We start from the raw sequence: 24,484 nt of genomic DNA, 5'->3' as shown, positions 1-24,484 counted from the left end.
TTTCACAGTTGATCCTCTACTCGGGTTGAGAAGAACTTGTATGGACATATTTTAACATGGTTGCTCAATCAAAAACAGGCGCTTGCAGTGTCTACCGTCTAATCCTTAGAGAATATGAAAGTTTTTGTCTGATTATGTATGTACAAATATATTTATTATTGACATATGTACGGACAAATATTATATTATTTTTGTGCACAGGTAAAGGTGAATCAAACGAAAAAGATATTTGAAACCGTTATCATCTTGGAGGTGAACAAAATGAATCGTGAAAAGGCGGCCAAAGCCATTAGAGAAGGCAGGACATCTTTGGGCATTGAATTTGGTTCCACACGAATTAAAGCGATTTTAATAGATGAAGAGTTTCAGCCAATTGCGCAAGGTGCATTTGAATGGGAAAGTTCTCTTCAAAAAGGAATATGGACGTACAACTTAATTGAGATCATTACAGGTCTTCAAGTGGCATACCGTCAAATGAAAGAACAGGCTGCACAATTGTATGGGGTGACGATTCAAACCATTGGCTCCATCGGGATATCTGCGATGATGCATGGCTATGTCGCCTGTCATCATACAGGAGAAGTCCTCGTCCCGTTTCGAACGTGGCGGAATGGAACAACGACCGAGGCGAGTCAAAAGCTAACAGATGTATTCCAATTTCATATTCCAGAAAGATGGAGCATCGCTCACTTATATCAAGCGATATTAGGAGAGGAAAAACATCTGTCCCGGTTAGAGTATGTGACCACGTTGTCCGGCTACATTCACTGGCTGCTAACAGGGAAGCAGGCCATCGGAATTGGCGATGCGTCGGGAATGTTCCCCATTGATGAAAAAACGAAGGATTACAACGAAGTGATGCTTCATCAATTTGAAGCATTGATTGCAGAAAAAGGCTATCCGTGGAAGCTTCGTCATCTTTTGCCGCGCATCTATTTAGCAGGCGAAGAAGCTGGTGTGTTAACAGCAGCTGGAGCAGCGATTTTAGACCAAGGCAAACAGTTGCAGCCAGGTATCCCTTTTTGCCCACCAGAGGGTGATGCAGGAACAGGAATGGTCGCAACAAACAGTGTGGAAAAGAGAACTGGGAATATTTCAGTTGGGACATCTGTATTTGCCATGATTGTGTTAGAGCATCATCTAAAAGGTGTGTACCCAGAAGTGGATCTTGTCACGACACCAGATGGCCTACCAGTCGCGATGGTTCATGCCAACAATTGTACAAGTGACCTCAACGCTTGGATGAATCTATTCAGAGAAGCGTTTGAAGCAATGGGTCAGCCAGTTGAAACAGAAAGAATGTACGAAACCCTATTAAATCAAGCTTTAGAAGCAGATCATGATGGGGGCGGGCTTTTAAGCTATGGCTATTATTCTGGTGAAAATATTACGAGACTAAAAGAAGGAAGACCCCTTTTTGTTAGATCTCCTCAAAGCCGGTTTACCCTTGCTAATTTCATTCGGACGCATCTTTTCTCTGCATTTGGCGCAATGAAAATCGGGATGGATCGGTTAAAAGCACATGAACAAGTCAAGATTGATCGCTTACTAGGACATGGCGGTTTATTTAAAACACCGATAGTTGGGCAAAAAATGGTCGCTGCTGCACTCGGGACACCTGTATCCGTCGTATCAACGGCGGGAGAAGGCGGTGCGTTTGGGATGGCGGTCCTTGCTTCATATATGATCAATCACCAGCAGCAAACACTGAGCCATTTTCTCAAGCATCAAGTATTTGCCCATACATTAGAAGAGCTTATTGATCCTGATCCACTGGATGTTAAAGGTTTTGAGGAATTTATAAAGCGCTATCAAGAAGGACTCCCGATAGAAAAAGCGGCAGTAGAACATTTGACGCCACAGAAAGGAGCGGCACCTGTATGTTAGAGCGTTTAAAAGAAGAAGTGTTTCAAGCGAATCTAGATCTACCAAAGTACGGACTTGTGAAATTTACATGGGGCAATGTCAGTGCGTGTGATCGTGACAGTAGACTGTTTGTCATTAAGCCAAGCGGCATAGCGTATGACAAATTATCAGCAAAAGACATGGTCGTGGTCGATTTTGACGGTCAAGTGGTCGAGGGAGAATTCAATCCTTCTTCCGATACTGCCACACATGCTGTTCTTTACAAACACTTTGAGGAAATTGGCGGCATTTCACATAGCCATTCAATGTGGGCAACGGTATGGGCGCAAGCTGGACTTGATTTACCAGCAATGGGCACAACACATGCAGATACATTTTACGGACCTGTTCCGTGCGCTCGATTTCTCACAGAAGAAGAGGTGAATCGCGGGTATGAGGTGGAAACAGGACACTTGATCATTGAAACGTTTGAGAAAAGACAGATAGATGTCATGGCGGTTCCTGGTATTTTGCTACAAGGTCATGGTCCCTTTACGTGGGGAAAAGATGCAAAAAGTGCGGTAACGAACAGTGTCATTTTAGATGAAGTAGCGAAAATGAACCTGTTTGCAAAGCAATTGAACGAATATGCGGAGCCTCTTCCGCAGGTGATTTTAGATAAACATTATTTAAGAAAACATGGAACACATGCGTATTACGGACAAAAACCTTCAAGATAAAGAAAAGAGGGATTTCTATGTTAACAAGTCAGAAGAAAGAATGTTGGTTTGTCGTCGGGTCACAGCACTTATATGGGGACGAGGCACTGAAGCAAGTGAAGGCAGATGCGCAAAAGATAACAGATGCCTTAAATGAGAGCGGTTTGCTGCCTTATCCAATTATTCTGCAGGAACTGGCGGTCAGTGCGGATCAAATCACAGAGCTGATGAAAGAGGTCAACTATCGTGATGAGGTCATCGGTGTGATGACTTGGATGCATACGTTTTCTCCAGCAAAAATGTGGATACGTGGTACGTCTCTTTTGCAAAAGCCTCTTTTGCATCTCGTCACTCAATACTATGAAAACATTCCGTGGGACACGATTGATATGGACTATATGAATCTCCATCAATCGGCACATGGAGACAGAGAGTATGGCTATATCAATGCACGTTTAAATAAGCAAAACCAAATCGTTGCAGGTCATTGGTCGAAGCAGGAGGTGAAGCAGCAAATCGCTGATTGGATGGACGTTGCGGCTGCCTATCATGAGAGCTTCCACATTAAAGTGGCTCGGTTTGGTGACAATATGCGCCACGTTGCTGTGACAGAAGGAGATAAAATTGAAGCGCAGATCCAGCTGGGATGGACTGTTGATTACTTTGGAATTGGCGATCTTGTGAACTATGTAAATGCTGTGGAAGAAGCAGAAGTTAATGCTCTGTTTGCTGAGTATTTAACGTTATATGACGTGGATTATGGGAGCTATTCGGCGGAAGAATGGGAACAAAGTGTGAAAGTGCAGGCACGATATGAAATTGCCATCAAGCGTTTTTTAGATGAAGGCGGCTACAATGCCTTTACGACAAACTTTGAAGATTTACATGGTATGAAGCAGCTTCCGGGTTTAGCCGTTCAGCGACTGATGGCAAAGGGATATGGCTTTGCGGGTGAAGGGGATTGGAAAACCGCCGCACTGGATCGTTTATTAAAGGTGATGAGCCATCATCAATCGACTGGTTTTATGGAAGATTACACATATGAAATGACTGCTGGTCAGGAAGCAGTGCTGCAATCTCATATGCTAGAAGTAGATCCTGCGCTTGCACATACAAAACCTGTCATTGTCGTGTCTCCGCTAGGCATTGGAAACCGGGAAGACCCAGCACGTCTTGTGTTTGATGGAAAAGCAGGCGAGGGCGTTGTTGTCTCCATTGCTGATTTTGGAACACATTTCAAATGGCTGATTCAAGAAGTGGAAGCCTTTGAGCCGCAGGAAGCAGCACCACATTTACCGGTGGCACGAGTCCTCTGGAAAATCAAACCGAACTTTCAAGATGGCGTCAAAGCATGGATTAAGCACGGCGGAGGTCATCATACAGTCGTATCTCTCAATTTAACGGTTGATCAAATTGTTCATTTTGCAAAGCTTGTGAATGCAGAATATGTGGTTTTATAAAGAAGGGTGAAATGCATTCTACTGTGAACGGTAGAATGGCAGGGAGAAATGAAAGCGGTTTATTAAGTGAGGGGGGTCATCCACTTGGAGAAAAAAGTATCAAGTAAATTTATCTTCTTTTTCGGGTCCTTTGCAGGTATCTTATTTGGATATGATATTGGTATTATCGCAGGGGCAGAAGGGCACATTCAGGAAGAATTTCAGCTCAGCCCGTTATGGCTTGGCATCGTCGTTTCTTCATTAATGGGCGGGGCGATCATTGGTTCCATTTTAAGCGGTCTGATGGGGGATAAGTTTGGCCGCAGAAAGCTCATTTTGGTGTCATCGATTATCTTTTTTGTCGGTGCGCTTGGCTCAGCCATTGCACCAGAAGAAATCTCATTAACCATTGCCCGGATTTTCTTAGGAACAGCTGTAGGGACAGCCTCATCGCTCGTGCCTGCTTACATGTCTGAAATCGCTCCGGCCAAAATTCGTGGGAAATTGTCCGGCCTGAATCAGCTGATGATTGTGAGTGGATTATTGCTTAGCTATATCGTCGCATTTGTGTTTGAACCAATTCCAGACAGCTGGCGCTGGATGCTGGGAAGTGCTGCTTTATTTGCGATCGTGCTTTATATTGGCATGCTGAAACTTCCTGAATCTCCAAGATATTTAATTAAACACGGAATGGCTCATAAGGCACGTGAAGTATTAGGATCACTTCGTTCATCACGTGAAGAGATTGAAGCAGAAATGCAAGAAATTTTAGAAGTAGCAAAAGAAGAACGCTCAGGCATTCGTGAATTATTTCAAAAGAAATTCCGAATGGCTCTCTTTATTGGGGTCGGAATGGCAACACTCCAGCAAATACAGGGGGCGAACTCCATTGTGTATTATGCAACGAGTATCGCAAGAAATGTAGGTCTTGCTCCGCAAGTTGCCGCAGGTTTTACCGTCATTGTTGGTGTCATATTTGTTGTGACGACCGTGATCTTTTTACAATTCGTCGACCGGTTCGACCGCCGAACGATTCTCACAGTTGGGGGAACGGGGATGGCCCTGTCTTTCTTTGCACCAGCGGCATTAGGTGCGCTCGGAGTGAGTGAAGGCATATTAAACTGGGTCACATTGATTTCACTTTGCTGCTTTATTTTGTGCTATGCCTTCTCATGGGCACCAATCACATGGATTATTATTGGTGAAATTTTCCCACTTTCTGTAAGAGGCATTGGAGCGGGCATTTCATCTGCCTTTAACTGGACGGGATCATTAGCAGTTGGCCTTGTGTTCCCAATCTTGGCTGACCAATTCAGCTTTGGCGTCATTTTCTCTTCATTTGGGGTCATCTGCTTAATTGGCCTGTTGTTCACTCGCTTTGTATTAGTCGAAACAAAAGGAAGAAGCTTAGAACAAATCGAAACCGATATGGCTGCACGTGTCTAAAGGAAACCATCTATCCACACAGGATAGATGGTTTTTTTAATCAAGTATTTGTTTCAGTTCATCTGGCAGTAAATCCATTAATTGATCAGATGAGGATACGTCCAGCACTTCAAGAAGCGCATAATATTTCGCATAAATTTCACTCAGCTGATCAGGATGATTTGCTTCATATCGATTCAAGTGCAATTGCGTCAGTTCAAGTGCAATGTCCAGTTTGTTTCGTTCGATGGTTTGTGTTGTGTTGATCAAATCGTTCACCTCTTATTTTAAAGTTATTGAAAAATGTTACGGTGCAGTTCCGCAGCTGACCTTAAATTCATGGTCTTCTATCTTTTTTGAATAACAGACGGAAGGCGTCATTCCCGTCTCACTTTTCCAAGCCTGCCAATACACATCATACAGCTGACCATATTGAGGGTCTACACCGTCCTTTTTTTGCAAAATAGCAAAATAGCTTTGGTAAGGGTAGCCTTCTTGATAAATGGCATGCCGTATCGCTCCTCTTTCAGTCGCATTTGTAAAAACCATAGGCGACAGCAAGGGAAGGGTGATGATCACGACGAGCAGGATGAAAAATGAAAAAAGCTTATGTCTTGTTTTCATCAATGAATGTCCTTTCCTTCACAAGAGGTCATTTGTATAATATGTTAAAATTGTCCTATTGTAAAGAAAGAGACGACTAGATCACCAGCGGATTTTATCAAAAATAGACAAGCATCTAATCACTAATCGCGCCTCTTACATACGATAGAGTGTAAGTGAAAGACAACTTGAAGGGGTGTTGAGATGAGCCGGAATCGATTAGACAATTTTTTCTTTGGACCTCGCAGGGGGAATCATGGAGAAGTTGAAACGGTTGTATCCCCTACACGTCAAATTGTCAACACGACAACAAATGAACAAACGATCAGAAAGATTCATCCAACTCATATCACAAACGTCAATAAAAACATCAAAAGAATTGAAAACTACTACCCTGTAACGCAATCTACTCGAAATGAGTATATTGTGGAAGAATATGACTGTGGCAGTGATATCAAGAATCCTTGCTGCCGCCCGGTCAAACGCTGTAAATGGTAAGATAATGGTATATAGAAGTGAGGCATCCTGTGATGGGATGCCTTTTGTATGTTTAACGCTCTATTTCATTTAGTTGTCCGTGATCAAGCTCGAAAAAACGATTTCCTAATTCTGAATAAAGGTAGCGCTGATGGCTTGTAAATAAAACACATTGATCAGAGAATTCTTCTTTTAATAAAGAAATAGACTGCATTTGAGATGCCTCATCAAGAGATGTAAAAGGTTCATCAAGAATGATTAGTTCTGGTGATCTGGCTGCCATACAATTAAAGAAAAGCTTATATCTCATACCTAGTGAATATTGTTTGACAGGCATCTTGAGTGCATGAGTTAAATCAAATGCATCACAAAGCGAGAGAAAGGTCTTTTTGTATACCTCTTTTTCTGACTGATTCATTTTCCATAGTGACTGTATAAGAGTCATATGCTCAATACCAGTCAGCGCATCATAAACCAAAGGCTTATCTGGGATGTACGCAACCAACCCTTTATAAAGAGCTGACCCAGGATGATGCTGTTCGTTGAGTAAAACCGTTTCGGATACTGAAGGAAGCAGACCTGCGATGATCTTTAAAAGTGTCGATTTACCGCTGCCGTTTTTTCCGATAATACAAGCACGATCACCTTCTTTCAGATGAAAGGATACTTGATCAAGGAGGGGAGAGCTTTCTTCAGTTGTTTCATAACGAAAAGATAGCTGAGACACTTGCAAACTAGCCATTGATAAATCCTCCAATAACAAAAACAGTGGTCACCAGCATATACAAGATGACGGTCGCAAGGGCGGCTTTTTTTGATCCTTTAGCATAATAAATGATCCCATCATATAGGATGCGTAAAAGGTACAAGTTGATCAAAAAAGAAACCGTTTGGATGAAGATAAAATAATGATCTAAATCGAGTACCATCACACAATAGATTGCTGCGCTATTCACTAATAGAAGCAACGCATTATAAAGCAAGATGACAAAATACATTTTGCGCAAAATAAACGTTTTATGAAAAAAGTACATATAAATCGAAGTCACGACAGTACCGAGAAAATTTAATATGAAATAAAGCGGGATTGTCAGTAAAAAGATAAACACAATGCTGGCTAATTGTTTTCCAGCAGATAAAGGCTCCTCTACTAACAAATCAATGATAAAAAATGTTAAAAAAACAGTCGAAACAAATAAAGATAGTAAGACAAGACCTACAATGGTTTTGATCGATTGATGTTGATTGAAAAATTGTTTAGGGCGTAGAAGTAGCTCCATAGAACCACATTCTCCTTTCTTCTAAGATAGATGTACATGGCTGACATATTCCTCTAAAAGAGAGGCAATCAACAAGAGCACTACAGCGGAAAAGATTAACTGAACCACAGTCCGAGTCAGCTTTCTTACATCAATGGCCTTACCTTTCATAAACCGGTAAAGATAAATGAATGGAAAAGCACTGACGATTGAAAAGAGGATCAAACCAAGAACCTCAACAAAAGCATGCGGCATGAGGCCAGTGAATAACTGCTTCACTTCATGATGGGCTATCAAAAACTGAATGAGTTTTCCGATGATATAGCCATTATAAAAAAGAATGCCAGCAGACATAATGCCGCCAGTAAAAGCCCCGATACCTAGAATGGCAAGCCCAACCTGTAAATTGTTTGAAAAAATAGAGAGAAAAAATATGTTTTCATCCTTTTTTAAATAAGGAATCTGATCATAAGGAAGGAGACTTCCAATGAGCAAAGCTACAATAAATACACCGGCGTAAAAATAGCCGAGACGTAGAATCAATCTATTCTCCGATAGAAAATATCTTATTTTTTTCAACATACTCAATTCCTTTATTAATGGTCTTGCGGCATAATATCCAGCAAATCACTGAAACGATCACAAAATATATAGCGAACAGCACGTTTACGAGCCCTGAGGACTCCTGCAATATAGGGAGAAAAGAGGTCAAAATCAAATAGTACATAAAAGGCAGAACAAGAAAGTTTCTGGCAAATGCCTGACCTTTATCGATGATCTCTAGTTCCTCATTTGTTGTCCCTATTTCATGCTCATGAATAAAATTGAATTTCGTTGTGAATGGAAACAAGTAAAGCTGAATCAAAGGAAAAATGAAAAAGCCAACCCCTAATACCACCAGTTGAATGAGCATCTGAACATGAAACAGTTGATACACAGTCATAATAGATAGATTAATGAATAGTAAACAGAGTGCTGGTATGGAAAATAAACAATAAAATAACTGGATTTTTGATAAGAAAAATTGCAAAAGAGATATTTGAGAAAGCTCGTAAAGCCAAATGTTCTTTTTTTCAGCACTTAAAGCAAAAATAGAAGGTGTCAGCATTCTCATCTCATAAGATTGATTTGCTAGTATCATAATATTGAGTGTGAATAGCAGCTGAATTTGCAAGGCTTGATGATCGATGATCGAGATCAATCCGGTAAAAACACCAATATAAAAGAAGGCTTCATATGACATGAACATATAATTAAAAAATTCTTTAGATAAGAGCCACCTTTTTTCTTTCAGCAGCTTGATGTCTTTTTGAATCAACACATTTTGTCTAAACAACAAACCCTGAATTTTATGCAGTACTTGAAAGTACCAATAAAATAAATCCCGAAAATGCTTTGAGCTTTGGTCTTGATCTTTTTCCGTTGGAATCCATCGAACAGGACTTCTCATGACAAGCGCACTACCTAGTATCACAACAATCAATGTAATAGGTGAATTAAAAAGGGCTTGAAATTGTAGAAAAACAGAGCCATCTGAAAATAAAGCATGATGCATTTGCTGAAGATCATGTTGATATAAAGAGATCAGCTTGTTTGAAAGAGTGATCCAAAACGAATCCTCTGCAAGCGATGAGATCGATTGAAATAGTTGCTGGAAGGTGTGATAAAAAGGGAAAATGATGTTTAATATGAGAACCCTTCCGAAAAAGAAAAAAAGCAAAGCGATGCTTGCAAAAAAGAGGACACGAATGGCCCCGATTTTTTTTACGACGATGTTATAAATATAAGCACCGAATATCTTATTGCTGATGATAAATAGGAAGATACTTGTCAGCATCACATTGACATGTTTTAACCAGAATGCCAGATCGTGTGTTTGAACAATATCATATTGGAACAAAAAATAGATCAAATAAGTGCTCAAACTCGTAAACACAAGCCAAATCAATTCAGAAAACAGAAGCGTTTGAAAAAGTTGTCTAGAGGAAACAGGTGCTAGCTGTATCAATTCTTTAAAAGGAAGAAGATGAGTTCTTCTATAAGATTCAATTCCTTTGACGATAGAAAATAAAAATAAAAACATCACAAAAGCACTTTCCCATTCTATTTGATAGACGGGGGAGTAAAGAAATGAAGAAATCACGAATACAATCATGCATCCGAATATGATATCAAGAATACAAGAAAAAAATATGTACTGTTTTGAAGAAAACGACTTGAGAAATGGAATTTTTCGTATAACGAACTGAGCGATATTAGAATACTGTTGCTCCAGTCTAATGAATAGAAGTAGTGATAATAATGGATATAACATCTTCTCACCTGCACAAAAATTTAAATAGAAGGAGAACAGAGTCTCCTTCTATTGAGTCGTTAAATAAATTACCAAGCGATAACGGCTTTACGGCCTTTTTTCTTAATTTCGTTTTTAAGGTATTGACGAATTGTCTCTTTACCAGCCGCAGCAATAAGAGAAAGACCGCCTGAACCTACAGCAGTTAAAATGGAGACAATTGTAGTGACAGCTCCACCCGCTTCAACCACATTAAGAACCACAGCGGCAACACTGCCTGGAATACCAAATTCTTTTGCTAGATCAGCAACTGGCAGTACTTGTAGCGAGAAGGAAAAAAGAGCTAGCATAAGGAATCCTACTGCTAAAGCACCAAAAAGAACATGTAGTTTGATTTCATTTCTTGTTTCTGTCATATCAAATTCCTCCCTTTTTTGTCTTTTTATTACTATTCTATCTTATGATATGTTTTTGTTCATATCAATCCTTTTTTTTCTTTTTTTTCATGAATTAGTTATAGGTTAATATAAAATAAGTGAAAAGATAAGTGAGAAAAGAATCGTTTTGGATAGGAAATATCGAGTGAACATGATCAAAATGACCTTGTTTTCACAAAAACGAGAGAGAGCCTAAAAGTCTATAAGAAATGTGCTATATGTAAATGAACCAATATTCTTTGATCAAAAGCTTCTTTCAAGATAAAATTGGAAGTATCAATTCATTCTGATGGAGGCGATTTTCTGAATATTCGATTGTTAACACCAGAAGATGCTCAGGAATATGCGAACTTGAGATTAGAAGCACTCCGATTAAATCCAGAGAGTTTTGCTATGAGTTACGAGGAAGAGAAGCTAGATACGAAGAATAAATATAAGGCTCGTTTTGCCTCTACACAATCTATGTGGACATTCGGCGCCTTTCATCAAGGTCAGCTGGTCGGTTCGGTTACACTCATACAAGAAACCTTGCAGAAATTAAAGCACCGTGCCAATGTGGCAGCGATGTATGTAACGACCGGTGGACGCGGAAAAGGAATGGGGAAGGCACTTCTGACAAAAGTACTTTCTTTTGCACGCGAAAAAAAAGACATCGAACAAATATATTTAACAGTGGTCACAACAAACGCCCCAGCCAAACATCTTTACAAGTCTGTTGGATTTAAGTCGTATGCGGTAGAGGAAAAAGCACTAAAAATAAATGGTGCTTATGTAGATGAGGAAAAAATGGTGCTATGTTTATCATCGTTTGGAGGGGATATAAATGAGCCAGCCAGTCATGCGCATCACGTTGATAGCCGGACCAAATAGTGAGCTGGAATCCTTTGCGCTTCGTGCAGCACTTGAAAACTTTGGCGCAAAAGTCGATATGCATTGGATAGGCAGACCGAATGACCTGATTAATGTTTTATCCGGGAGGAATAGAGGCGAAACGGATTTCATTCTTTTATCCTTTCACGGAGAAGAAGGAGCGTTTCTCATGCCGGAGTTAGGAGAAGATGTATACGAAGAGGGTGAGCCGAGAGGTGCTGCTTTTGGTGCGGATGACATAAAGCGGTATGCTTCGTTAAATGGAGTCCACATTATATGTACAGGCTGTACACTAGGCGAAAAAAAGTTGGCAGAAGCTTTTTTAGAAACAGGGGCGATATCCTATACAGCGCCCGATGACTACATTGATGGAAATGCGTCATTTATTTTTGTTCTCACCATGCTGTATGAGCTGGTGAACAACTCAAAGACAGTCAGAGCAGCTTTTGACCAGGCACGCTCTATTGATGAAGAAACAAAGTTATTCCAACTGTATATGCAAAAATAAGGGCTGAGCAATCAAGCCCTTTTTATATGTCTCTCGTAAAATATGTCGAAAATGTGACAAATGTGTTTTTTGCAAACTAAAAAGGGGCTTCGAAAAGTCTATCCTACAAACACACGCCATTTAGACAGGACGGCATCACGAGAGGAGAATCATTGTGTCAACGAAAGGGAAGATCAGTCTCGTCCTATGTGTACTTGCGGTCGTCATCGGTATCGCTGCGTTTTATCATAATCAGCAAGCAAGCGGGACAGAGAGGAAAAAAGTAGAACAAGATGCGAGCTACAAACAAGTTGAAATAGTCACACTTGTGAATGACGGGAAATTCATGAGATATGCTGTCAACTATCCGCTGTTTCATCAAGAAAAACTAGATCAGGAGATCAAAAGATTTGCAGAGACAGCGTTAGAAAAGTTTAAAACATCATTTAGTCAAGCGAGTGATGTCAATGAAGAAAAACGATACGAATTAAACATCGATTATGAGATCATTCATTATGCCAAGCAAACCGTCGCAATCAAATTCAATACATATGAAGTGAAGGGCGGAAAGCAAGGCGTCAATCAAACGAAGGTGATGAACTTTGATTTCAAGAAACAGACATTTTTATCAATCAACGATATCTTTCTATCAAAGAAGGATAATCTTCAAAAATTATCTCATATGACTTTTGAGGAATTAAAAAAAGATCGAACGCTAGCTGAAAATCAGCCGCTGCTCAAACAGGGAACGTCTCCTGTGGCGAAGAATTATCAGTATTTTGCCATCAAGGATCGCTATATCGAATTCTACTTTCCAAGAGGACAAATCGCTCCAAATCATCAAGGCCCTCAAGTGCTGGCGATTAAAAAAACACTGCTTAAAGGAATGTTAAAGCCAGAATACATCAATAAAGAAAAGAACAAAAACGAGAAAAAAGAACCGATCGCAAAAAGAAAGATCGTAAAACTGCCAAAACAGCGAGTAATTAACCCACATCAAAAAGCCATTGCCCTTACATTTGATGATGGACCAAATCCATCAACGACTTCAAAAATCTTAACAGCTTTAAAAGAAAACAAAGGACATGCGACATTTTTTGTATTAGGCAGCAGGGTTCAGTATTATCCCGATATGTTAAGTGAAATCAGAAAGGGTGGAAATGAAATTGGAAACCATTCCTATAACCACCCTTTGCTTACAAGACTTCCTTTAAAACAAGCGGTCAAACAAGTAGAAGACACGCAGCAAATCATTGAAAAAGCGAGCGGGTTCACACCGACTCATTTTAGACCACCATATGGCGGGACAAACGGGCAAATCAACGAAGCTCTTCACATGAAAGTGACCCTTTGGGATGTGGATCCTGAAGACTGGAAATATCGAAACAGCCAATACGTCGCGAACTACATTCTAACTCATGCATCTAGCGGTGAAACGATCTTAATGCACGACATCTATGACACCTCAGCCAACGCAGCCGTCACGATTATCAAAGAACTCACCAAACAAGGATATCAATTATTGACGGTGTCTGAGCTTGAGCAGTGGAAGGAAGCGCGTGAGAAGAGAAATGAGCCGAATAGGTAATACCCCTTTTGGTGTGAATCTTAGTGGATTCGCATCTTTTTTTAAGCAGGTCATGAAAATAAAGGGAAAATCTGTTAAGGTGAATATGAAGGGGGACTTCAAGTGGTATTGATAAGGTTTATTAGCCTCATTATGCTGACAGTAGTTGGTTTGGCTTTTGTCATAAACAATGTACCTGGTTTGATGCTGCCTATCTATATTCTCGCGATGATCGGGCTTATGTTCTGTCTCGGTCATATTGCGCTCCATTATCTACAGCGGATCAGATATATGTTATGTGATGAGAAACAATTGAAAGAGAATCAAATAAACAAACCTCCCGCTAAATGAAGGAGGTTTTTTACTTTTCTGTTTTCGATGATTTTCTCATTTGATTCCTTAATTGTCTCAAAAGAGAGACGATGTTCCTCGTAAATCTGATTTGGACAATCAGCAAGAGCATAATGATCCACGAGCTAAGCCCTCCACTCTTTCGTAACAAGGATACAGTATAATGAGAAAAGATTGATATGAACCGCTCGTTTTATATTTTCGACAATGGGTGAGGAGGATTCAATTGAAGCGAGTTGACGTGGTATCAGCTTTGATTTATGACATGGATGAAAATATTTTAATGGTGAAGAATGTCAAAGGTTATTGGGAGTTTCCCGGTGGTGCAGTGGAAGAAGGAGAACATCTGCAGCAAGCTGTGATCCGTGAGGTGAGAGAAGAAACAGGATATGTGATCAAAATAAATGAACTTCATTCTGTTCGGGAAATACTCTTTCAAGATAACATGCATCACGCACTTATTTTTACGTTTTTTGGGGAAATCATCGGGGGAGAGATGAATATTTTAGATCCTGATCATGATATTGAAGAAGTAAAATGGGTAAGCACTCAAGATGCTGAAAAACTAAATCCGCAGTTATTCAGCATGCTAAAATTAAATAAACAGACGCGTCCATTTTACACATTTGAAGGAAAGAGAACAAGGGATCAATAAATGAATAAGGAGAGAATGGAATGTTATTGTATTATGGACCAACCGGTGCTCCAGTGGAAAATCCAGGAGAAGAATGGGTGAAAGAAATCTTCTTCCATAAGGGTGAAGACTATTGGAAACAAGGGAATGGAGAATCTTCTATTGAAGTGGATGAAGATTGGGAAACGGAAAGTCTTGTTTTCTTTTATCATGAACCTTATGGCTTTTTTCTTATGAGATATCCAGATTTTTTGGTTCCTTTTAAAAAAGAAGAGAAGATAGAAACGATCAAGCATGTCGTTGCAGGCGCACCATTGTATGTACCTTCATGCAGCTACGTCGATCGACATCAAGCTTATGAAATCGTTCAACATTTTCTAAAAACAAAATCGGTACCTGATAGTGTTGAATGGGTGGAGTTGAGGACGATTGATTTTCAGCAAGGTCTATAAAGTTTTACGGGGAACGAGAAGGAGAATAAAATGTGTCGTTTAGATGATACCATGCATGTACATGTTGGCTATTACGAACAGGGTCTTGATGTTGAAGGGGTGTTTTTTAAGAGTTTAGAAACAGGAAAGTGGCAATTATTCTTTGACCATACATGGTATGAGATAACGCTTTTAAAACATTATGAAAAATATGAAGATTTAGGGCTGTTGATTGGGGAGTATTCTATTGAAGATGACAAAATTGAAGAGGAAGGGAATCAGCTGTTTGAGCGTTTTTTAAAAGAAAACGGGGTAGTGAGATAAATACAGAATGTGAAACATCACTCAATGAAAATGACGAGTGATGTTTTTTTATGTTGGATACTGATTTTCTAAAATTTTGCTCTATGTAATCTAAAGAGCATCTAATACAAATCTGCATTGATTGTTTAAAAATTCAAAAAATAGATAGACAAATGCTTTCAAGAATTGTATAGTGTTCTCATAAATTACTTGTCATACAAGTGAACAAGTAACTAAGAATATAAGATTGGATTTCAAATAATAAAATGAGGTGATCCAGTGAAAGATGTAAGTTTGGCGAATTTAAAAGCAAAAGCGATTGAACTTAGACAAACGGCGATTACGATGATTTATGAAGCGCAATCGGGGCATCCTGGCGGCTCTTTATCAGCTGCTGATATCATCACGGCCCTTTATTTCAAAGAGATGAATATCGATCCCCAAAATCCTAACTGGGAAGATCGTGATCGTTTTGTTTTATCGAAAGGCCATGTTGCACCTATTCAATATGCTGCCTTAGCGCTAAAAGGTTATGTCCCTTTTGAAAACGTATACAAATTGAGACAGTACGGTTCACCGTTTCAAGGTCATCCTGATATGAAGAAATGCCCTGGAATTGATATTTCAACAGGTTCATTAGGCCAAGGACTTTCTTGTGGGGTTGGTATGGCGCTTGCGGGTAAACGGGATGAAAAAGATTATCGGGTATTTGCGATGGTAGGCGATGGCGAATGTCAAGAAGGACAAATTTGGGAAGCGGTTCAAACCGCAGTCAAATATCGTCTTGATAATTTAATTGTTTTTGTTGACAATAATCGTCTGCAAATTGATGGTTTCTGCGAGGAAATCATGCCGCTGCAAGACATAGAAATGAAGTTTGAAGTATTCGGGTTTGAAACAAAGCGAATTGACGGACATTCGATGGAAGAGATAGTCGAAACATTGAATCAAGTGAAAAACATGAAAAATGGAAAGCCGAAATGTATTGTAGCAGACACAATTAAAGGCAAAGGCGTTTCCTACATGGAAAATATCTGCTCATGGCACGGTGTTGCGCCAAATGAGAAAGAGTATGAACAGGCATTAGAAGAATTAGCAGGAGGTTTGAGATCATGAGCCAAACTGAAAAAGCGGTCATTAAGAAAAAAGCGACACGTGAAGCCTTCGGTGATGAAATTGTTAAGTTAGGAAAAGAGAATCAACATATTTACGTGATTGATATTGATATCGGAAAATCATGCAAAACAGGAGAATTCATAAAACAGCTTCCCAATCAGCATGTGAACGTTGGAATTGCCGAACAAAATGGTGCCGGGCTGGCAGCTGGTCTTGCGACAACTGGAAAAATTCCATTTGTAAGCACTTACGCAGTTTTTGGCTCGCTGCGCATGGCAGAGCAAATCCGTCAAGAAATATGCTATCCGAATTTGAATGTAAAGATTGCCTGCTCGCACGGAGGATTGACACCGGGAAATGACGGTGGAAGTCATCAAGCGATAGAAGATATGGGCGTTTTAAGAACATTTCCCAATATGACGGTCATCATGGGCTCTGATTACTATTCGACGAGAAAATTGATCAAAGAGGCAGCGAATACGTATGGCCCCATGTATTTGCGCTTTACCCGAGATGCTGTGCCGATGATTTATGATGAACATGAGGAGTTTGTGATTGGAAAAGCCAAAAAATTAAGGTCTGGCAAAGATATTGCGATCATTGCAAATGGTGATACAGTATACCTTGCTTTGGAAGCGGTTAAAAAACTAGAAGAACAAGGGATTGAAGCATCACTTTTAGATATGCATACGATCAAACCTCTAGATCGAGAGGCGGTTGTGGAGTGTCTCGATATTGGACGTATGATCACTGTAGAGGATCATAACATTTTGAACGGATTAGGCAGTGCTGTATGTGAAGTAGCAGCAGAAGAAGGTCGAGGAAAAGTCAAACGGATCGGAGTGCAAGACCGTTTTGGAGAATCTGCACCTTACGAAAAACTTTTAGAAATAAATGGAATAACAATCGAAAACATCATAAATACAGCAAAAGACATGCTGAACAATCACATTTGAAAGTAGGTTATTTACAATGTTTACATTAAACAATCAAGTAGCTATTGTAACAGGGAGCGGTTCTGAAAAAGGAATTGGCCGAACAATCGCTCTAACACTTGCTAAACAGGGTGCTGCTGTCGTGGTAGCAGATATCAATGAAGAAGGGATTCGCTTCACAGTAGAAGCCATTCAAAAAGCCGGAGGAAAAGCGTTAGGCGTAGTAGTAAATGTAACAAATAAGGAATCAATTGATCAAATGGTGGCTGTAACGCTTGAGGCGTTTGGCCGCATTGACATATTGGTGAATAATGCAGGTATTTCTCAAAAAGTAACCGTTCAGAACATGACACTTGAAGATATGACAAGAGTATTTAATGTAAATATGTTTGGTTTGTTCTTGTGTACACAAGCCGTGCTAGAACCAATGATCAAGCAGCAATATGGGCGTATTATCAACCTGTCTTCTGTATCGGCTAAAAGGGGAGGAGGCGTATTTGGAGGAGCACATTATTCAGCTTCCAAAGCAGCAGTATTAGGTTTTTCTAAAAACCTTGCCCGTGAAGTAGGGAAAGATGGTATCACAGTGAATTGTGTGGCACCAGGCCTTGTGAATACGGATATTTGGAAGTCACTTCCTATCGATGAAGCCGAAAAAGTAATTGATAATATACCACTTGGCCGACCAGGTGAAACGAAAGAAATCGCAGCCGCCATTACATTTTTGGCTACTAAAGAAGCATCCTACATTACAGGAGAAGAAATCGATATCAATGGTGGTTCACATATGGACTAGTAGAAAGAAATGGAGCAGGCACATGAACATGCCTGACTCTATTTTAAATAAAAAGGAAGTAGAGTCACAGTCAAAATGATTGATGAAATGATATTTTGTGAGCGCTTAATAAAAATGTGTCATGCCATTTAGACATCTTCACGCAGTTGGACAAAGCAACTTGAAGGGGGAATCATGTTGAATCAACAAGCATTAGAAAAGTCGACGACTCGTAAAGTTACACTTCGCCTTATCCCATTTTTATCATTATGTTTTGTTATCGCTATTTTAGATCGTGTGAATATTGGATTTGCTGCTCTTCAAATGAATGAAGATTTGGGATTTTCAAATGCTGTATTTGGACTTGGGGCTGGAATATTCTTTTTAGGGTATTTTTTATTAGAAGTTCCGGGAAGTGCCATTATGGCAAAGATCGGTGCGAGTAAATGGATCAGCCGAATTATGGTGACATGGGCAATTATTGCGATTTTAATGGCTTTTGTTCAAGAACCATGGCAGTTTTATACAGCACGTTTCTTATTGGGTGCGGCAGAAGCTAGCTTTTATCCATGTATGGTGTTTTATTTGAGCGGTTTTTATCAAACCAAACATCATGCCAAAGCCATTGCTGGATTTATGCTGGCGATTCCGGGAGCGAATGCCCTAGGTGCACCACTTTCTACATTTCTATTAGGTGTTGATTGGCTGGATATGTCTGGATGGCAGTGGCTGTTTATTTTAGAAGCGATTCCAGCACTCATTCTTGGAGTAATTGCATTCTTTTATTTGGATGACAAACTTGAAGATGTAAAATGGCTGAATCAAGATGAAAAAGAGTGGCTGATTCATGTCACAACAAAAGAAAAGCTTGAGAAAGAACAGGTCAAGCGATATACATTCACTCAAGCTTTAAAAGATCGAGATGTACTCATTTTATCGGCAGGCTATTTCTGCTGGATGGTTGGGTTTTACGGCATCAATATGTTTTTGCCGACAATCTCTAAAGGATTATCTGACACCATTTCCTTAAGTACGCAGGGAATGGGCTGGCTGTTAGGTTTCATGTATACCGTCGCTATCATTGTAATGGTGCTGGTCGGGAATCATTCTGACAAGAAAAACGAGAGGCGATGGCATGTATCTGCCTGCTTAACTGTCAGTGCGATGGCCATGATCATTAGCAGTTATATAGCAAATTCCAGTGTGATCTTATCCTTTGTGTTTTTAACCATTGCCTTGTGCGGAGCCTTTGGTGCTTATTCTCCATTTTGGGCCATTCCCCCTTCTTTTCTAACAGGAGCAGCCGCCGGTGGAGCGATCGCACTAATCAACAGTATTGGCAATCTTGGCGGTTTCTTTGGGCCATATATAGTCGGGTACATTAAGGATGTCACAGGTTCTTTTCACATCAGTATGATTTTTTTAGGTGTTAGTATGATACTGGCTTCTTTTATTATTGTGTTTTTAGTTAAACAGTCAGGAAAAGCACTAGTTGTAAAAGCAAGTACAGAAAAATCCAGTATAGAAAAGTCTATTTAAACGAGGGTCATAAAAAAACTATGATGGAAGTAGTAAGGGGAAATATTGTGGTGATTTAGCTGTCAGGAGAAGTTCTGAAAGAAAACGAGACAATACATGAGGATAAAACGATTGGAGCTGAAATTTTCATGGAAAAAGAGACAAATGTACCACAAAATACGATCGTTTGCCGGGAATGTGGAGAAATCATTGACATCGCTTATGGCTCTGAAGGGGTTAAAGTCTTATACGGAATATGCGAAGGGTGCCGAGCATCGGAAAATAAATGAACTTAAAAAGACAAAGACGCATAACAGCAAGGCTTCTACTTGTTGTATGCGTCTTATTTTTCGATTAAATAAAAAGAAGCTTCTCATATCGTATTTGGAAGTGGAAGATCCTAGCTTTTCCAATATCGATCATATAGGTTTTGCATGTGGGCAGTCATACGTTTCACAGCTTCTGCTGCGTTCCGTTCTTCGAGTGCTTCTATAATCAGTTTATGCTCCTGAAAGTTGACCTCACGATAGTCAGAACGGGTAACGGTTCGATCACGTATAAACCTCCACATTTCCTGCTGCTTCATAGCGTTCGTAATGGAAGACATAAAGGTAATGAATAAATCATTATGTGACGCTTTTGCAATTCCCATATGTAGCTGCTCGTCAGTTGCCGGGACGTATACACCTGAATGTGTTTCTTCTTCCATTTTTTTGATGGTTTGTTTCAGTTCTAAAATATCTTCGTCAGTCGCTCTCAAAGCCGCAAAATGAATAATTAAAGGCTCGATATGCATTCTAGCTTCCACGATATCCTCAGGTGATGCCGATTTCATAGAGATGGACCCTTCATTGTGTATGGTCGTACTCTTAACGAAGACACCTTCTCCTTGACGTGAATAAATAATACCATTCATTTCTAGTGCACTGAGGGCTTGTCTAACAGGTGCGCGGCTGACACCAAATTGTTCGCATAATTCCCTTTCTGAAGGAAGTTTATCTCCTATTTGAAAAGAGCCTAACTGTATTTCAGAAAGGATCTGATTATAAATTTGTATGTATAATTTTTTATTGGAAACAGGATTGAATGTAATAGAAATCACCCCTCTTTATTTGTCATACAAGTATATTAATTATATACTTTTCAGATTTGAAGGGCAAAAAAATATACCGAAACCATTTTTAAAATTAAAAGATAATTCATGAATGGTAAGAGCCTAAACAAATAAAAACAGACCTTATAAGGCCTGTTCTGTTGCAAAATGTTTTCTATTAAAATTCCCTGCTCAATTCGCCTTCTCTTTCTTTAACTTCAAACCGGACCGGTCATGTAGAGCTGAATGGTATCAGTCACATCTTCATTTTCAGATGGTAAGAAGGCAATTAATGAAATTTCGTTTCCTTCTTTATCCTGACCGATGGGGTCATGCAGAGAGACGTCTTTTTTTGTTTTTTTAAGTGCGCGTAAATGCATCAGGATTTCATTATTAAAGTCAAAAGGGGGGTGCAGAATTTAAAAATCGAATTTAACTTTTGCCCCATCATGCAATAATTCAGGTTCGTCATTTAGATAGACATCACTTAAGTGAAGTGTGATTGAATTCAAATCCGAAACATCATCTACCAGTAAAGGAACTACAACCATACCTTCATTTTCGACTTTACCATACAAAGAACCAACACCTGTATCCGTAGTCAAATTAGTCTTATAGACTTCAATTTGTTTCTTTGTATTAGTGGTAATAATATCAACACCAGAAAACAAAACATCTTTATCGGAAGTGTTTTCAGTCGTATAAGTGATTTGTATTCTATGGTATTTATCTTTTTCAAAATTATTATAAGAAAGAAGCTCTTTATCTTGTTCACCTAAATTACTGTATTCAAATACTTTAACATCGTGTATTTTCATCTTAATAGGACTTAAATCTATTTCTTTTTGTTTGTTATTTATCTTTTTCAAAGTTAGTGTTGAACCATTTTTATCTTTATCCCATTGGCCAATTTCGGTTAGAAGTCCTGATGTTGGTTTATTCTCTTTTTGTGTTGATTCTTTTGAAGCCTCTTTACTCGTTTCTTCTTTTTTTGCCGGCTCAGTTGAGCTGTTAGTGTTACCACAAGCAGTTAGAACTGCCATAAAGCATAAGAATAAAATTAGTTTAGCTTTTTTCATTTGTCTACACCCTTTTATATACATATTTTAGTAATACAGGAAACATTATAATACAAAAAATGTTGAAGTGATGATTTTCGACAAAATTAGACGAAATAATTCATGACTTATAGCACGGGTTTAAAGTCACGAAACGTTCGGTGGTGAATTCGTATGTAACATTAAAAAGTGCTGATATTTCATTTGTGAAATTATTATAAGTCTGAATAGCTATTATTTTTCTAAACATAAAAGTTGAAATACAAAACTTATATGCAAACCGTTTGTCCTTCATTTTCCACAATTCTCTAAACAGTGGGGTGTAATCAGTTGATTTCCTTCATGTCTAAGTGCATGACCCAAAATTCATCACCAAAATCTTGCCATTGTTCTTGAGGGCTAAGGCGGCAGCTATTATCAAAAGAAATGCAGCGAGACAGTAGCTTAGTGCCGAAATAAAAAACAGACCTAATAAGGTCTGTTCAGCTTGTAGACAAAGTCTACAAGCTTTTTTGTATAATAAGGGTAATAACACAATTCTGTGGGGGATGAACATGTTATCGAAACGTGAAGAAGAAAGAAGAAATCAATTAGAAGTAGTGGCCTTAGATGAATTAGTGCCTGAAGATCATCTTGTACGAAAAATTGATCAAGCGATCGACTTTGATTTCGTTTATGATCTTGTCAAAGATCATTATAGTTCTGACAACGGTAGACCAAGTGTTGATCCCGTTGTTCTCATTAAGATGGTCTTAATTCAATATCTATTTGGCATTCGCTCTATGCGGCAAACCATTAGAGAAATTGAAACCAACGTGGCTTATCGTTGGTTTATTGGATATGGATTTTCCGAGAAAATCCCGCACTTTTCTACCTTCGGTAAAAACTACGTGAGGCGCTTCCATGATACAGATTTATTCGAACAAATTTTTTACCGAATCTTAAGAGAAGCGATGAAAAAAGGACTCGTTGACCCTTCTATTGCCTTCATTGACTCCACTCATGTAAAAGCGAATGCCAATAAGAAAAAACTTGAAAAGAAAATCGTTCGAGTAGAGACGAGAAGTTATCAAAATCAGCTTCATGAGGAGATCAATATTGACCGTGAAGAACATGGAAAAAAGCCTTTACCCCTACAGAATAAAGAAGAGACAAAAGAAATCAAAGTAAGTACGACTGATCCAGAGAGTGGTTACTATGTGAAGGATGAGCGAGAAAAATCATTTGCCTATTCATTTCATACGGCTTGTGATTCTAAAGGATTTATTTTAGGATCACTGGTCACAGGTGGAAATGTTCATGATAGTCGTATGTTGGATTCACTCGTATTAAAGGTGACAGAAAAAGTCGGAAAACCAAATGTAGTCGCAGTAGATGCAGGATATAAAACACCTTACATCGCTAAGTTTTTAATGGATCAAGAGATAAGACCTGTCATGCCTTACACTCGTCCAAGAACAAAAGCTGGTTACTTGAAAAAGAATGAATATGTGTATGATGCATATTTTGATTGTTACATTTGCCCCAACGGGCAAATTCTCTCTTATCGTACAACGACTAGAGAAGGCTATAAGCAATATGCATCTGATTCAGAGGTATGTAAATCCTGCTCGTTTTTAAATAACTGTACACAAAGTCAAAATCACACTAAACAAATTCATCGGCATATTTGGCAGGACTATCTAGATGAAGCAGACCATCTGAGGCTGACACAAATGAATAAAGACATCTATGCAAAACGGAAAGAAACAATAGAACGCGTTTTTGCGGATGCAAAAGAAAAGCATGGTATGCGTTGGACGAAACTTCGAGGACTGAAAAAAGTTTCAATGCAGGCGATGCTTACTTTCGCTGCCATGAATCTTAAAAAGCTAGCAAACTGGACATGGAAAGAGCCATGTCCAGCGTAAAACACATAATGTTTTTATCAAAAAATGTGAAAACCCCACTTTTACTTGAAGTAAAGGTGGGGTTTGTCTACGGTCTGAACAGACCTAATAAGGTCTGTTTTTGTTAGAAGTTAGGGGAAGTTCATTTTCACTTCCCCTTCTCCCGCTTCCGTTTCTCCTTCTCCGCCCGGTAAAACTCATGAAACATCTTCATCAGCGCTCGCTTCTCAATCCGGGACACATAGCTCCGCGATATTCCGAGCTCCTTGGCTATTTCCCGCTGCGTTTTCTCTTTTTTTAAGTCCAAACCGAACCGGCCGACGATGACTTCTTTTTCCCGGCCGTCGAGAATGTCGATATATTCTTTTACTTTTTCAAGCTCCATGTTGAGCTGAATGGTATCAATCACGTCTTCATTTTCTGATTTTAAGACGTCAATTAATGAAATTTCGTTGCCTTCTTTATCTTGACCGATGGGGTCATGCAGAGAGACGTCCTTTTTTGTTTTTTTGAGTGCGCGTAAATGCATGAGGATTTCGTTCTCAATACACCGCGCCGCATATGTTGCCAGCTTTGTTCCTTTTCCAGAGGAATAGCTTTCGATGGCTTTAATGAGTCCGATCGTCCCGATGGAGATGAGGTCTTCAGCGTCTTCCCCTGTATTTTCAAATTTCTTGACAATATGGGCGACGAGCCGAAGGTTATGTTCAATCAGCATGTTTCTTGCGTGTTCATCGCCCTCTGCCATAAGGGCTAAGTATTTTTTTTCATCATCTCCCGAAAGGGGTTGTGGAAAGGCATTGTTTTTGACATAGGACACTAAAAACACCAATTCTTTGACCATCAATCCCATCGCTGTAAATACTCCTGCCACGATTTTCACCTCCACCATGTTTAGGCCGCTGCCTATATCCTCAAATGTATGTGAAGGAAGGATTGTCTGTGTCTGTACGATGAAAA

Annotated in this window: 28 protein-coding genes and 1 pseudogene; 18 read left to right on the top strand and 11 right to left on the bottom strand. The window is 39.4% G+C overall.

Features of this window, described 5'->3' with window-relative positions; genetic code table 11:
* The first annotated feature begins 261 nt into the window (after positions 1-261).
* From LCD34_RS02660 to LCD34_RS02645, 4 genes are all read left to right on the top strand, one after another.
* On the top strand, positions 262-1,887 hold the full coding sequence (locus LCD34_RS02660) for a xylulokinase (protein ID WP_224558472.1): 1,626 nt from the start codon (positions 262-264) through the stop codon (positions 1,885-1,887).
* Positions 1,881-2,585 (top strand): L-ribulose-5-phosphate 4-epimerase, encoded by a 705-nt coding sequence (locus LCD34_RS02655; RefSeq protein WP_041506853.1) that lies wholly within the window; start codon positions 1,881-1,883, stop codon positions 2,583-2,585. Before LCD34_RS02660 ends, LCD34_RS02655 begins: the two co-directional genes overlap by 7 nt.
* Positions 2,586-2,602: 17 nt before the next feature.
* A complete protein-coding gene (gene araA, locus LCD34_RS02650) occupies positions 2,603-4,024 on the top strand; it encodes an L-arabinose isomerase (protein WP_024718779.1) in 1,422 nt (473 codons plus the stop codon).
* A gap of 84 nt (positions 4,025-4,108) precedes the next feature.
* Positions 4,109-5,449, top strand: a complete 1,341-nt coding sequence (locus LCD34_RS02645; protein ID WP_007501378.1) for a sugar porter family MFS transporter — start codon at positions 4,109-4,111, stop codon at positions 5,447-5,449.
* 36 nt (positions 5,450-5,485) lie between these two features.
* On the opposite strand, the gene LCD34_RS02640 is transcribed toward LCD34_RS02645, so the two are convergent.
* Positions 5,486-5,707 carry a hypothetical protein gene (locus tag LCD34_RS02640; RefSeq protein ID WP_224558471.1) on the bottom strand — a complete coding sequence of 74 codons (222 nt, stop codon included), beginning with the start codon at positions 5,705-5,707 and terminating at the stop codon, positions 5,486-5,488.
* A gap of 27 nt (positions 5,708-5,734) precedes the next feature.
* Positions 5,735-6,052, bottom strand: coding sequence for a hypothetical protein (locus tag LCD34_RS02635; protein WP_035391001.1), 318 nt, complete (start codon positions 6,050-6,052; stop codon positions 5,735-5,737).
* Between the two features lie 183 nt (positions 6,053-6,235).
* Here LCD34_RS02635 and LCD34_RS02630 point away from each other — a divergent pair, with 183 nt between their 5' ends.
* Entirely contained in the window at positions 6,236-6,529 is a 294-nt protein-coding gene (locus tag LCD34_RS02630; RefSeq protein WP_008342559.1) for a CotD family spore coat protein, read from the top strand.
* A gap of 52 nt (positions 6,530-6,581) precedes the next feature.
* Here the strand turns inward: LCD34_RS02630 and LCD34_RS02625 are convergent, their stop codons facing one another.
* The 5 genes from LCD34_RS02625 to LCD34_RS02605 all read right to left on the bottom strand — a co-directional run bounded on the left by LCD34_RS02625 (position 6,582) and on the right by LCD34_RS02605 (position 10,476).
* On the bottom strand, positions 6,582-7,250 hold the full coding sequence (locus LCD34_RS02625; protein ID WP_024718783.1) for an ABC transporter ATP-binding protein: 669 nt from the start codon (positions 7,248-7,250) through the stop codon (positions 6,582-6,584).
* Positions 7,243-7,788, bottom strand: coding sequence for a hypothetical protein (locus LCD34_RS02620; RefSeq protein WP_224558470.1), 546 nt, complete (start codon positions 7,786-7,788; stop codon positions 7,243-7,245). The genes LCD34_RS02625 and LCD34_RS02620 overlap by 8 nt, the downstream gene beginning before the upstream one ends.
* A 21-nt stretch (positions 7,789-7,809) precedes the next feature.
* Positions 7,810-8,310, bottom strand: a complete 501-nt coding sequence (locus LCD34_RS02615) for a stage II sporulation protein M (protein ID WP_224558469.1) — start codon at positions 8,308-8,310, stop codon at positions 7,810-7,812.
* Between the two features lies 1 nt (position 8,311).
* Entirely contained in the window at positions 8,312-9,850 is a 1,539-nt protein-coding gene (locus LCD34_RS02610) for a hypothetical protein (protein ID WP_224558468.1), read from the bottom strand.
* Between the two features lie 299 nt (positions 9,851-10,149).
* Positions 10,150-10,476 (bottom strand): uberolysin/carnocyclin family circular bacteriocin, encoded by a 327-nt coding sequence (locus LCD34_RS02605; RefSeq protein WP_017358050.1) that lies wholly within the window; start codon positions 10,474-10,476, stop codon positions 10,150-10,152.
* Between the two features lie 372 nt (positions 10,477-10,848).
* Here LCD34_RS02605 and LCD34_RS02600 point away from each other — a divergent pair, with 372 nt between their 5' ends.
* The 12 genes from LCD34_RS02600 (at position 10,849) to LCD34_RS02545 (ending at position 19,774) form a co-directional block, all read left to right on the top strand.
* The gene (locus LCD34_RS02600; RefSeq protein ID WP_366964943.1) at positions 10,849-11,367 is read left to right on the top strand and encodes a GNAT family N-acetyltransferase; all 519 of its coding nucleotides are present in this window, start codon (positions 10,849-10,851) and stop codon (positions 11,365-11,367) included.
* A complete protein-coding gene (locus tag LCD34_RS02595) occupies positions 11,321-11,875 on the top strand; it encodes a hypothetical protein (protein ID WP_025207660.1) in 555 nt (184 codons plus the stop codon). Before LCD34_RS02600 ends, LCD34_RS02595 begins: the two co-directional genes overlap by 47 nt.
* A gap of 154 nt (positions 11,876-12,029) precedes the next feature.
* Positions 12,030-13,442 (top strand): polysaccharide deacetylase family protein, encoded by a 1,413-nt coding sequence (locus LCD34_RS02590; protein ID WP_224558467.1) that lies wholly within the window; start codon positions 12,030-12,032, stop codon positions 13,440-13,442.
* Positions 13,443-13,544: 102 nt separating this feature from the next.
* Positions 13,545-13,772, top strand: a complete 228-nt coding sequence (locus LCD34_RS02585) for a hypothetical protein (protein ID WP_035390884.1) — start codon at positions 13,545-13,547, stop codon at positions 13,770-13,772.
* A 226-nt stretch (positions 13,773-13,998) separates the two neighbouring features.
* Positions 13,999-14,427 (top strand): NUDIX hydrolase, encoded by a 429-nt coding sequence (locus tag LCD34_RS02580; RefSeq protein ID WP_148780059.1) that lies wholly within the window; start codon positions 13,999-14,001, stop codon positions 14,425-14,427.
* 20 nt (positions 14,428-14,447) lie between these two features.
* Positions 14,448-14,858, top strand: a complete 411-nt coding sequence (locus LCD34_RS02575; RefSeq protein WP_148780058.1) for an Imm1 family immunity protein — start codon at positions 14,448-14,450, stop codon at positions 14,856-14,858.
* Positions 14,859-14,888: 30 nt separating this feature from the next.
* Positions 14,889-15,161: a DUF3986 family protein gene (locus LCD34_RS02570; RefSeq protein WP_035390879.1), complete on the top strand. Its 273-nt coding sequence runs from the start codon at positions 14,889-14,891 to the stop codon at positions 15,159-15,161.
* 258 nt (positions 15,162-15,419) lie between these two features.
* A complete protein-coding gene (locus LCD34_RS02565; protein WP_017358041.1) occupies positions 15,420-16,256 on the top strand; it encodes a transketolase in 837 nt (278 codons plus the stop codon).
* Positions 16,253-17,212: a transketolase family protein gene (locus LCD34_RS02560; protein ID WP_017358040.1), complete on the top strand. Its 960-nt coding sequence runs from the start codon at positions 16,253-16,255 to the stop codon at positions 17,210-17,212. Before LCD34_RS02565 ends, LCD34_RS02560 begins: the two co-directional genes overlap by 4 nt.
* A 16-nt stretch (positions 17,213-17,228) precedes the next feature.
* Positions 17,229-17,987 (top strand): SDR family NAD(P)-dependent oxidoreductase, encoded by a 759-nt coding sequence (locus LCD34_RS02555; RefSeq protein ID WP_008342528.1) that lies wholly within the window; start codon positions 17,229-17,231, stop codon positions 17,985-17,987.
* A 177-nt stretch (positions 17,988-18,164) separates the two neighbouring features.
* Positions 18,165-19,505, top strand: coding sequence for an MFS transporter (locus tag LCD34_RS02550; RefSeq protein WP_017358038.1), 1,341 nt, complete (start codon positions 18,165-18,167; stop codon positions 19,503-19,505).
* A gap of 128 nt (positions 19,506-19,633) precedes the next feature.
* Positions 19,634-19,774 carry a GapA-binding peptide SR1P gene (locus LCD34_RS02545; protein ID WP_017358037.1) on the top strand — a complete coding sequence of 47 codons (141 nt, stop codon included), beginning with the start codon at positions 19,634-19,636 and terminating at the stop codon, positions 19,772-19,774.
* A 110-nt stretch (positions 19,775-19,884) separates the two neighbouring features.
* Here the strand turns inward: LCD34_RS02545 and LCD34_RS02540 are convergent, their stop codons facing one another.
* The 3 genes and pseudogenes from LCD34_RS02540 to LCD34_RS02530 form a co-directional block, all read right to left on the bottom strand.
* Entirely contained in the window at positions 19,885-20,586 is a 702-nt protein-coding gene (locus LCD34_RS02540) for a FadR/GntR family transcriptional regulator (protein WP_008342522.1), read from the bottom strand.
* Positions 20,587-20,810: 224 nt separating this feature from the next.
* A pseudogene (locus tag LCD34_RS19660) lies at positions 20,811-20,969 on the bottom strand (RNA polymerase subunit sigma-70); the annotation flags it as partial.
* A gap of 27 nt (positions 20,970-20,996) precedes the next feature.
* Positions 20,997-21,656 carry a hypothetical protein gene (locus LCD34_RS02530; protein WP_065460726.1) on the bottom strand — a complete coding sequence of 220 codons (660 nt, stop codon included), beginning with the start codon at positions 21,654-21,656 and terminating at the stop codon, positions 20,997-20,999.
* A 533-nt stretch (positions 21,657-22,189) separates the two neighbouring features.
* Here LCD34_RS02530 and LCD34_RS02525 point away from each other — a divergent pair.
* Positions 22,190-23,545, top strand: coding sequence for an IS1182 family transposase (locus LCD34_RS02525; protein WP_212047576.1), 1,356 nt, complete (start codon positions 22,190-22,192; stop codon positions 23,543-23,545).
* A 127-nt stretch (positions 23,546-23,672) separates the two neighbouring features.
* Here the strand turns inward: LCD34_RS02525 and sigK are convergent, their stop codons facing one another.
* Positions 23,673-24,401: an RNA polymerase sporulation sigma factor SigK gene (gene sigK, locus LCD34_RS02520; RefSeq protein ID WP_058014952.1), complete on the bottom strand. Its 729-nt coding sequence runs from the start codon at positions 24,399-24,401 to the stop codon at positions 23,673-23,675.
* Positions 24,402-24,484 lie beyond the last annotated feature (83 nt).

The sequence above is a fragment of the Bacillus sp. RAR_M1_44 genome (genome assembly GCF_020165935.1).
Lineage (GTDB): Bacteria > Bacillota > Bacilli > Bacillales > Bacillaceae > Bacillus > Bacillus altitudinis.
The sequence above is the reverse complement of the archived record's forward strand: the minus strand, read 5'-3'. Positions and strand labels throughout refer to the sequence as shown.